Origin of the sequence: Calothrix rhizosoleniae SC01, assembly GCF_900185595.1 — a bacterium.
Lineage (GTDB): Bacteria > Cyanobacteriota > Cyanobacteriia > Cyanobacteriales > Nostocaceae > Calothrix_A > Calothrix_A rhizosoleniae.
Map to the genome: position 1 here is coordinate 1 of NZ_FYBH01000233.1, position 10,789 is coordinate 10,789.

A 10,789-nucleotide genomic window follows, 5' to 3' on the forward strand; every position below is an offset into this window, starting at 1 on the left:
CAATTCAGTCCCTTATGTAGGCGCAGCCTTCTTGTAGAGTACGTTTGTACACAACCAAGAATGTATAGCCCTGTGGGCTTTAAAGAAAAGCACAGCTTGACGCGAAGCGTCATAGATACTTCTTCCCTATCCCCTGACCCCTAACATTTAACCCCTATTTTCTGGCTAGCTAGTAGGGATAACCAACTCAAAAATAGTTAAAAATTGTAATCATTTTAGCTTACCTCGATGCATAATATACACTTATATAAGTCTCCTTTATTATGCATGTAAATGAAAGTTTTCTTCCCCATTTTATAGATAATTGTTCAAACGGGCTTGATAATTACTACCAGCCTGCTTCCTTATCGCTCACCCAGTAGGTACAATTCAAAAGAATTAATAATTATTGCTCTTGATTAGAGTAATTATTTGTAGTCTGAAAAGTTCGATTGTCAACATTAATCATGTGAAGATATCTTAAATTACTGAAAGGAGTTTCTATCCCCTCCTACTATCGCCATCTTCGTTTTCGGATAAATATGATCATTAATGTTTTTGTGAATCCTCAAAGGAAATTAATTGTATCAGGACTTACGCACTCATTAAAATAAGTCAGGTGTTTGGGATTGCCTCCTTGGGTCGCAATGGTTATGGAGCGTTTCACTTGGGTCCAATACACTCCTGTGAGGTGTATTCCTCGCCAGTCCTACATATTACTAATCATTTTTGTATTGTATCCAACTGGAAATAGCTATATACTTACGTTACCTGTCAGTAAGTCTGTGTATATGCTAGGGTTCATCTTTGAATATCTTTCATTATGTTTTTTCTCTATTTTTAGCTCACAAGTCATGTTTTGTTTGCAAAAATTGTAGTTGGATACATACTGATGAGACTTTATCTGCTGGAATAGCTATATTGATAAGACGAAAATAGATCATTTCTGATTATGGCAAGCAAGTATGTAAATGTTAGAGAGTACACTGTCAGAGCGCATAAACGACTGATTCGTACTAGGGTTTTTAACTTTGTCTGTAAACAGTGCAATCAGAGTACAAAACGGGAAACTTATGGACCTAGACCTTTATACTGTGAACGATGTCGTCCTCCCCAAGCATCAAGAAAATCTATTATGCGCTCTCAAAAAGCCAAGCCTAGAGCGATGGTTTATAACAGCGAAATAGATTTTAACTAACTGGAAATTTAATCAAGACCTCAATGAAGCCACAATTACAGCCTCCTCCGAAATCATTGCTGGAACCAATTCTGCAACCTCTTTTAGAGTTACGAGACCATTATGCTGCTCTTGTCGCAGAGTATGAAACTTTGTACAAACAAGCACAGGCTCAACTGATTCATGTAGAAGGTTTATTATCGAATTGGTCTGGTGATAGCGCCAAAAATAATCTAGTTGATATGAGGCAAACTGCACCATCTGCATTGATACCTCCAAGTAACGGGATTGCAAATTTACTACAATCTGAGTCTATTCCATCTCAGATGCAAGATTCAGATAGCTTGGAGTTGCATGATTCACCTGAGCCAGAAGTAGTTTCCTCTCCAATCCCACAAGGATATCCAGCCAACTACCCCAACCCCAGCCATTGGTCAGAGATACCATTATTAACCCAACATAGAGCTTTAAGTCGCATTCAAGCTATAGAAAAGATATTGGCAGAGAATGAAGGAACTGTGTGCCATATTGATTTTATAGTGCGATCGCTCTATGGAGATTTGGAATCAACTTTATTTAAGGTAGTCAAAGGTCGGGTTCACTCTTCACTCACCCACGGGAAAGAAAAGGGCTATTGGTCTGCTGTCCCAGATGAGCCAGGTTGTTATACCTACGATTTAAGTAAGGTAGCCCACAAAAAAGGTAAAGCTAAATCTCAACTTGGTAAAAAAACTACCAAGAAGCCGTTGCTGATTCCGAAAACAAGGAGCATTCCCTTAGCCCCTAAATATGAGGGTAAATTCCTGATTGATGCCATGTCATCATTACTGCAAGACAGACCGAAAAAAGCTTTCAGTGTAGCGGAAATTATGGATGGTATTTATGGTGAACTCACTGAAGAACAAATCAGACACATAAAAAGTGCAGTTCTGAATGAACTTTCCAGAGGTCATAGAATTGGTAGGTTCTCTCGGGTTCCCGGTAAAATAGGTTTTTATACTTGGAACTTAAAAATATACCAAGATGCTAATTCTGGCTAAGCATATAGTGATACCATTTGGGATTTTAGATTTTAGGTTTTGAGGACAGTGTGGTCTTGGGGAGCCAGCGTTGTAGATGAATGGCGTTGGTTTTCCCTATGAACAATTGTCTGGGATTGTGAAAGAATTACTATATAAGCTTTTCTTTCTTTATATCTGTCACAATCATTTTTCAAATTGGTACGAGGATACAAGGGGATAAGGGAAATATGATACTTTTTCTTTCCCTATACGATAATATTTATAAGGGTTGCCTCTACCGACCTTGGCGAATTTTGTGCCAGATTAACCCCAAAATTATCAAACCTAAGCCCATTTGCCAGACTAGTGAATCTACCCAAAAAGCTAGAAAAAAACAGGACACGAGACCGAACCAAGTTACCCAAAGGGGATAAAGTCTTGTTGACGGAGTTAGTTGTAAAGCTGCTAAATTGGTAATCCCATAGTAAATTAGTACGCTAAAAGCACTAAAAGACCAAGTGGTTTTGACATTTCCCAGCAAGACTAATAGGCAAATACCTGTACCAACAGAAAATACAGCCCAGTAGGGAGTGGTTTGTTGCTGGTTCAAATTGGCTAAAAACCTCGGTGCATCTCCGCGACGACCCATTGCCAACAAAACTCGTGATAAACCTAAAATGAGGTTGAGTAATACTCCCAACATAGCTGTCATTGCACCTACGGTGACAATTAAAGCGCCACCCTTTCCCATGACTGTTTGGGCTACTATTTCTAGGGATGCAATTCTTGCAGAGGAATCGACTGGATTAAAAACATCTACCCCCACTGCGGCAATACCGACAGCTCCCACTGCCATGTAAAGTACCATTACCAACAGTAAGCAAAAAATCATGGCTTGAGGAATGGTTTTTCTGGGCGATCGCACTTCTTCTCCCAATGTAGCAATCCGACCATAACCTGTATAGGCAACGAACATTAAAGCACTGGCATGAAGTACATTAGTTCCAGAAGCAGTAAGTAAAGGTGTAAGATTATTTACACCCTCTGCCATCCCCCGAGTCAGACAAGCAAGGATAAAAAAGCATAAAGAAAACAGTGTGATTGATACAATGACCACATTGGTAATATGGGAGCGACGAATGCCATTAAGTACAATGAATGTCATGGCGATCGCAGTGATTAAGGCAATGGGAATCAATAAGTTGGCATCCCAACCAGTAATACGTACCAAGTAGCCAGCAAAACCTAAAGCCGCCGTCGCCGCAGAAGCAGTCTTTGCCACTAAAAACATCCAGCCAGCAGTAAAGCCCCAAGCCGGATTCAGATATCTATAACCATATTCATAGGTGCCACCACTTACAGGATGATTGGCTGCCAATTGGGCGCTGTTGAGTCCATTACAGGTGGCGACTATTGCCCCAATTACTAATGCAATGAGCACCCCCGCACCAGCAATGCCAGCAGCAATGCCAATACTTACAAACACACCCGTACCGATAATAGAACCCACTCCCATGAAAGTCGCAGCAAAAACCCCTAATTCCCGTTTCAGTTGGGCTGGGGGATTAGTTGTAGGTATATGAAATTCCTGCTGTTTATAGTACTACGCGCAAGTAACAAGTAATAAGTTTACTGCTCATAGGTTTTAGTCTTCAATAATGTCCGCGCCCTAATTGCGTAGTGCTATAAATCCAAACTGGACGCGATCGCTACTAAATTTTTCTAATATATAGCACTACGCTTTAAGGTTAGGATAAATTGAAAAGCTAAAATCCAGATATAGCAAGCTTTTTCCACCTGCCCCTCATTTTCAAGCTAAAGTACGTCGCAATCGTGGCTGAATTATCAGTAATGATACCAAGGCAAACCCAAACAGTACCAGCAACGAACCACCAAAAGTCACATCACCCCAAAAAGCTTGCATTACTACACTACTCAGTTGCCAATCACCATGAATATAAAGATAGCGAATGGGTTCAATGGCATAACTGAGAGGGTTGAGGGTAGCTACAATTTGCAACCAATTGGGCATAAAAGATAATGGAGCCAAGGCAGTGCTGGCAAACAGTAATGGCAGGTTAGTGACAAAAATGACTGCGATTAATTCTATGTGTCCGGGGAGAGCAAAAGCCAATCCTAAACTGATGGCAGTCACGCCCAAGGCGAGTAAAAAGACAATCAGAGCGATCGCACCTAAGCCAGCAGAATTTGGTAATCCTGCCCCTAAAAACGCTGCTGCGGTGACAATGACAGCCGCCTGCAGGAAGCTTTGGCTAATGATAAAAATGGCAGAAGCTAGAACAATGGAAAACCTAGATGCTAAGGGAGCTACCAACAATCGATTTAAAAAACCAAATTCCCGGTCGAACATGACTGGTAAACCAGCATTAAGTGCCCCCGCAAAAGCAGTAAAAACAATGACACCAGCTCCCAAAAATTGACCGTAATTTGTCGTAGCTCCAAAAATACCCTTGGGTGCATTTTGGAATAAAGCACCAAAAAGTACTAACCACATTACCGGCTGAACAATTCCTGCCAGAAGAGTAGAAGGACGGCGCTTGAGCTGAATAAATAAGCGGCGGGTTAAAGCCATCGTCTCTTGTACTAATTCAGCAAAAAAGTTAGGTGCAGTATCTGCATAACCCTGGGGCGATGCTATTTCCTGCCAATTGTTAATATCCGTTGATGATTTTGGAGGTGTAACAGTTCTACTCATGGCAATTTTAGATTTTAGATTTTAGATTTTAGATTTTGGATGGGAAAATAGGAAGTTAGGAGTTGGAAGCCTGTAATTTTTCATTACCTTCCCTCCTTCCCTCCTTCCCTTCTACACTCCTCTTCAGCATCTATCTCATATTTTGTTTCTTTTCTGCTTTTGGATCACGGGTTCCAGCAGCAGCTAATTCTGCATCTAATAGGGTACGTCCCGTAGCAGCCAGATAAACATCATCTAAACTGGGTCGAGATTGGGCAATGCCAAACACGGGTAATCCAGCACCATTTAAAGTTTCCTGAATATTGTTGATTAGACCATGTTCGGGGGTGACAACCAAATTCAAAGAGTTCCCTTGGGCATTATTAATGATAATTTCTTGGACAAATGGGAGTGATTGCAATAATGCTTGAGCCTTGTGGGCTTCTTCAACAGGGGAAAATTCGCGGATACGTAAAGTAATGCGATCGCCACCTACCCGATCTTTTAATTCTGATGGTGTCCCAGTAGCAATTACTACACCACGATCAATAATAGCTACCCGATCAGCGAGGGCATCCACTTCTTCTAAATAATGGCTGGTAATTAATACCGTAGTTCCCGCTTCCCGCAACTTGCGGAGAAATTCCCAGACGATAAATCGGCTTTCAATATCTAATCCGACGGTGGGTTCATCTAATACCAATACATCTGGGGAATGGAGCAAGCCAGCAGCTAAATCCAGACGCTTGCGGATACCACCGGAATAAGTACCAGTTTTTTGATCAGCATATTCTTGTAAACCTAATAACTTTACAACCGCATCAATCCGTGCAGGGATAGCAGACTGAGGAAGATGATAAAGTGCTGCTTGTAGTTGCAGCAGTTCCCGTCCAGTTAGCATTTTATCTAACGCCACTTCCTGAGCCACATAACCAAGCCTTCTTCTGGCATTTCTAGGATTGGCGATCGCAGAAATCCCAGATACTTCTATTTTGCCTGCATCCGGTGTGATCAGAGTACATAATGCCCGGAGGGTAGTAGTTTTACCTGCGCCGTTGGGACCAAGTAAACCAAAAATTTCTCCTGGTTGTACCTGAAAAGATACATCTTTAACGGCTTCAACCGAACTGTAGCACTTTTTCAGATTTTCAATGAAGACGGCGGGAGCCATGACAAGTTAGCCTTAACTATACAAATCTCAACAAAGTCTATCTCTATTTTAGAAGTTAAGGGCAGAAGTAGGGTATGTTATGGCACGAAACAAATCTTGAGGCAAATTTATCAGGTTTTTTTTGGTGACATTTGGAGGCAAAATTAATACACCCACTTGCGCTCACAATCTAAATCAAATGCTAAAACCCTGATTATTTCGTTCTACATTTTTACTAACTCAATTTCAAATGGGCGAACCGGGAGTTATTGCTTATTACTTGTTACTTATTACTTACGCATAGTGCTATATCCCCGTATTCATACACATATCTCTACACCATATCAATAAATTGAGTAGCTAATTATCAGGGGAATTACTATTGCATGATTAATAAAAAGTCTAATAATATACTTATTTTGGAGTTTCAATTTAGATAATTGTCTGTCATTTATAATTATTGCCGTCAATCAAATTTACTAAAAAGTGTTAGGAATGCTTTGACGACGGGAAGAATTAAGATATGGCTACAACCTCAGGGGGTGACAAGAAGCTTGAAATGGATACAGGATTTGGGGGTTGGTTATGAGGTGATGGGAAAATCCCATTTTTTCATATTGCAATCTGTGAATAACCTGAAAGTGGTCAGACATTTAAGTAACATGTGATTTACCTCAGATGTAATCTAACATTCAAAGGGTAATTAGAGCTTATTTTTCCCTAAACCCTGACCCTGCTAAACCTAACCCCATTCCTAATTTTATCCTTGTTGTCACCCGTTAAGGACTACAACTGGAATATTGAAGCCAAGTTTGAGTACTGGGTGTTTTACTTATACCAAGAGATAAAAATGATTGCCACAGATGGAAAGAAAGCAAAGCTTATGTAGTAAATCTTTCACAATCCCAAATCGTTCGACTGAGCACTCATGACGAAGTATAAAATCTAAAATTAAAAATCGTATTATCAGTTTTTTTGGAGGTGGGAAAAAATTGGCAGACAAAAATTCACAGGATAAACTCACGAGTGATGAGAATCTGACGGAAAATGCTGCCAAGCCTGGAGAAAAAATATGATTCAATATTCATGAAATTCATATAAAAATGAACCGATGAGGTTCCGTATCCCAATTTTCTGCTCTTATTTGACTAATTATTATTCTTATTCAGGCAAATTATTATTTATTCAACTGCTATTTAAGCAGGGAAGCAGTGCATGAAATCCCAAGTAAAAAAAAGTAAACCGACAATTTTGGTTGTCGATGACGAACAAGATAATCTAGATTTGCTGTACCGAACCTTTTATCGTCAATATAAGGTACTGAAAGCTACTTCTGGTCCGGATGCACTCAATTTATTAGCAAAAGAAGGGGATGTGGCTGTAATCATCTCCGATCAAAGAATGCCAATGATGAGTGGGACAGAATTTCTGAGTTTGACAGCAACTCAATACCCAGACATCATCAGAATAATTTTAACTGGCTATACCGATGTAGAAGATTTGGTAGATGCTATTAATACTGGTAAAGTATTCAAATATGTCACCAAACCTTGGGAAGCAGAAGAGCTGAAAGTTCTTGTTCGTCAAGCTTTAGATACCCATAATGTTCTTAAAGCTAGGACACAGGAGTTGACTCGCACTCTACGTCAAGAATCCCTGCTGAATACGGTAACAAATACCATTCGTGGAGCTTTAGACTATAAGCAAATTCTACAAACTATTGTTGATAGTGTAGGTCATATGTTGGAAGTGGATGTATGTCTTTTACGTCCCTTCCAAAATGGCAAGTTGGTTGATGAAGGGTTTGTATATCAGAAGCAAGCTAACCAGGAAAATCCAGGAAATTCAGTGAGTAATACTACTCACCTGTCTGTGTTAACTGAGACAGTGTGGGAAACCTATGAAATGCAGGTAATTCAGGATATTACCACTGATGAACGCATTTGTGGCGATACAGTAGAACTTCAACACCGTGCCGCAGCTTTTGCTCAGGCTAATGTTACTTCTAGTCTCATTTTACCTCTAATTTGTCGCCAAGAGTTAATGGCTGTCATGGCTCTGCATCAGTGTGCTGGAGTAGAGGGATCCCAGCCACAGGAGCAAAGAGTATGGCAAGATGATGAAGTCAAAATGTTGATGATGCTGGCCGATCAAGCAGCTTTGGCTTTATCTCAGGCTTATGCCTATGAACAAGTGCGTTCTTTGGCTAAACGAGAAGTATTAATTAATACCATTACTAATTCAATTCGTTCTAGTTTAGACCCTCAGGAAATTTTTGCTGCTATTACCCAACAATTGGGACAAGCATTACAGGTTGATGGTTGTGTCCTCTCTTTATGGACAGAGGAAGATGAGTATGTAGACTGTGTGGGTTTATATGATGCTACGGTAAAAAAAGAGAATCAAAGTCTTGGGAATAGTACTATTCCTAACCATCAGAAATTACCCCAGTCCCAAGTACCTATTCAGGGAAACCCAATTCTCCAGGAAATGTTGCGGACTCAAGAACCAGTAATTGTTGGAGATATGAATAATATTTCTCAACAAGATAAAGGTTTTGATCTGCCTTTGAGAGACGTATCACGATCGCTAATGGTTGTTCCCCTATTGGCAGATGGTAAAAGTATTGGTAGTATTACCCTCCGTGAAATTGGTAGAGCTCGCCAATGGACTAATTCAGAGGTTGAACTAGCAAAGTCAGTAGCAGCTCAAGCAGCGATCGCTGTACAACAATCTCGATTGTATCAAAAAACACGGGAACAAGCGGAAATATTGTTAGAGTTGGATAAACAAAAAACAGAATTTTTCCAAAATATTTCCCACGAATTTCGTACTCCCATTACTTTAATTCAAGGACCATTAGAATCCGCAGTCACTACGGGTAATGGTTTATCTTCAGAACAAAGTGCGATCGCTCTGCGAAATTCCCGACGTTTACTGAGGTTGGTAAATCAACTGCTAGATCTCCAACGTCTTGATGCCAATAAAATGCAGCCTTCTTTCCGTCCCTGCAATTTAGTGGAATTTGTCAACCAAATTGTAGAGTCTTTTAGTCCTTATTGTGAAAAGAAAGAACTCAGGGTTGTGACTGAATTAGAACCCTGTCCCCAGGTATACTTAGATGCCGAAAAATTTGACAAGGTGGTGTACAATCTCCTATCAAATGCCATGAAGTTTACTCCCCCCGGTGGTACGATTAGGATCACAGTCAAACCAACTAACGAGAATTGTGTATTAGAGGTAAGAGATACTGGTATTGGTATTGCAGATCACCAAATTCCCCATCTTTTTGAACGTTTCCGTCAAGCAGAAGGCTCAGAAAATCGTTCCTATGAGGGTACGGGCTTGGGTTTGGCGTTGGTGAAAGAATTAGTGGAAATACATGGAGGTAACATCTCCGTCCAGTCAGTTTATGGTGAAGGTACTACCTTTACAATTTCTTTAAAATCTGGAGTCAATCACCTACCTCCAGAACAGATTCAAGAAACTGCGACTGAAGTTAATATAAATCGTGCAACGGTAGAGTTAGCCGACTTAGAACTAATTGAATCTATAGAAGATTTGCAAAAGTTTGCCATAGAACTGCCTGAAAATAAAGAATATCAGAATTCGACTAATGGTAAGGGACACTTAATTCTGGTTGTAGATGATAATCCAGATTTGCGGATTTATGTATCTGACATCCTTAGAGCCAGTGGCTATAAAGTGCAAACTGCTCGTAACGGTGCAGAAGGTTTCCAGATGGCGAAGCAAATCACACCCAGTTTGATTATCAGCGATTTGATGATGCCTTTGGTATCTGGGCTGGATATGATTCAGATGATTCGCAATCAAGAGAATTTAAGAGGAATACCAATTATCTTATTAACAGCCAAAGTTGATGAAGAAACCCGGATTAGTAGTACAGAGCAGGGTGCGGATGCCTATTTGGCTAAACCATTTAATGATCGGGAACTTTTAGCAGGGGTAAAGAATCTTTTAGCCTTGAAGGAGAATGAAAAGCAGGTTTTGGAATTAAATTCCTATCTGACAGAATCTGTACTCCAGCGTTTTCTCCCACCTGCATTGGTAGACAAGGCTGCACATGGGGATTTAATCCTTGATTTACGTCCAGAACCACGGTTGATTACTGTTTTATTTAGTGACATTGTTGGTTTTACCCAGCTGTCTAATACCCTGAGGTCTAAAAAAGTGGCAGAATTACTCAATGAGTATTTGGAAGCTATGACCAAAGATGTATTTAATAATGGCGGGACTGTGGATAAATTTATGGGTGATGCGATTGTAGCTTTGTTTGGTGCGCCAGAAGACCTCACCCCCAATGAGCAGGTACATCGTGCTATTGATACTGCTAGAGCTATGTATCGTTCCTTAGATAAATTAAATCAAAAATGGCGAGAACGAGGCTTGTTTGAAACAGACGGACGTTATGGTTTGCAATTCCGTTGTGGGATTCACCAAGGTACAGCCGTTGTTGGTATGTTTGGTGGCAAGGAACGTGCGGACTATACTGCTATTGGACCGAGTGTGAATATTGCTGCGAGATTGCAGCAAGCTGCTGAACCAGGGGGAATTTTAGCATCTGCTGCTGTAGCAGATTATTTAGAAGATGAGGAAATTACTAAGGGTCGTCCTTTAGAATTAAAAGGAGTTGATGAAACAGTTTTAACTTTTGCTGTGACACCAGAGGTATTGGCTAATCTCTAGATTATCGATGGAAAATTCAATAAATAAACACCTGCCATACATATAAATTTAAGGTTAGCTAACTGCCAACAGTCAACAGT

General features: G+C 40.3%; 6 protein-coding genes. 3 read left to right on the forward strand and 3 right to left on the reverse strand.

The window, feature by feature from the left end:
- Positions 1-931: 931 nt before the first annotated feature.
- Both CALSC_RS27480 and CALSC_RS13855 read left to right on the forward strand, forming a co-directional pair.
- On the forward strand, positions 932-1,177 hold the full coding sequence (locus CALSC_RS27480; protein WP_088241914.1) for a hypothetical protein: 246 nt from the start codon (positions 932-934) through the stop codon (positions 1,175-1,177).
- A gap of 23 nt (positions 1,178-1,200) precedes the next feature.
- Positions 1,201-2,196, forward strand: a complete 996-nt coding sequence (locus tag CALSC_RS13855) for a hypothetical protein (RefSeq protein WP_088241915.1) — start codon at positions 1,201-1,203, stop codon at positions 2,194-2,196.
- A gap of 256 nt (positions 2,197-2,452) precedes the next feature.
- On the opposite strand, the gene CALSC_RS13860 is transcribed toward CALSC_RS13855, so the two are convergent.
- The 3 genes from CALSC_RS13860 to CALSC_RS13870 form a co-directional block, all read right to left on the reverse strand.
- A complete protein-coding gene (locus CALSC_RS13860) occupies positions 2,453-3,736 on the reverse strand; it encodes an APC family permease (RefSeq protein WP_088241916.1) in 1,284 nt (427 codons plus the stop codon).
- 231 nt (positions 3,737-3,967) lie between these two features.
- Positions 3,968-4,873, reverse strand: a complete 906-nt coding sequence (locus tag CALSC_RS13865; RefSeq protein WP_088241917.1) for an ABC transporter permease — start codon at positions 4,871-4,873, stop codon at positions 3,968-3,970.
- A 130-nt stretch (positions 4,874-5,003) separates the two neighbouring features.
- Positions 5,004-6,023 carry an ABC transporter ATP-binding protein gene (locus tag CALSC_RS13870; protein ID WP_088241918.1) on the reverse strand — a complete coding sequence of 340 codons (1,020 nt, stop codon included), beginning with the start codon at positions 6,021-6,023 and terminating at the stop codon, positions 5,004-5,006.
- Positions 6,024-7,217: 1,194 nt separating this feature from the next.
- Here CALSC_RS13870 and CALSC_RS13875 point away from each other — a divergent pair.
- Complete coding sequence (locus CALSC_RS13875) at positions 7,218-10,709, forward strand: response regulator (protein WP_088241919.1); 3,492 nt, start codon at positions 7,218-7,220, stop codon at positions 10,707-10,709.
- Positions 10,710-10,789: the final 80 nt, after the last annotated feature.

Excerpts from the sequence above, each read along its gene's own strand:
- CALSC_RS27480 (WP_088241914.1), top strand. The coding sequence starts at position 932 with ATGGCAAGCAAGTATGTAAATGTTAGAGAGTACACTGTCAGAGCGCAT.
- CALSC_RS13855 (WP_088241915.1), top strand. The coding sequence starts at position 1,201 with ATGAAGCCACAATTACAGCCTCCTCCGAAATCATTGCTGGAACCAATT.
- CALSC_RS13865 (WP_088241917.1), bottom strand. The coding sequence starts at position 4,873 with ATGAGTAGAACTGTTACACCTCCAAAATCATCAACGGATATTAACAAT.
- CALSC_RS13870 (WP_088241918.1), bottom strand. The coding sequence starts at position 6,023 with ATGGCTCCCGCCGTCTTCATTGAAAATCTGAAAAAGTGCTACAGTTCG.
- CALSC_RS13875 (WP_088241919.1), top strand. The coding sequence starts at position 7,218 with ATGAAATCCCAAGTAAAAAAAAGTAAACCGACAATTTTGGTTGTCGAT.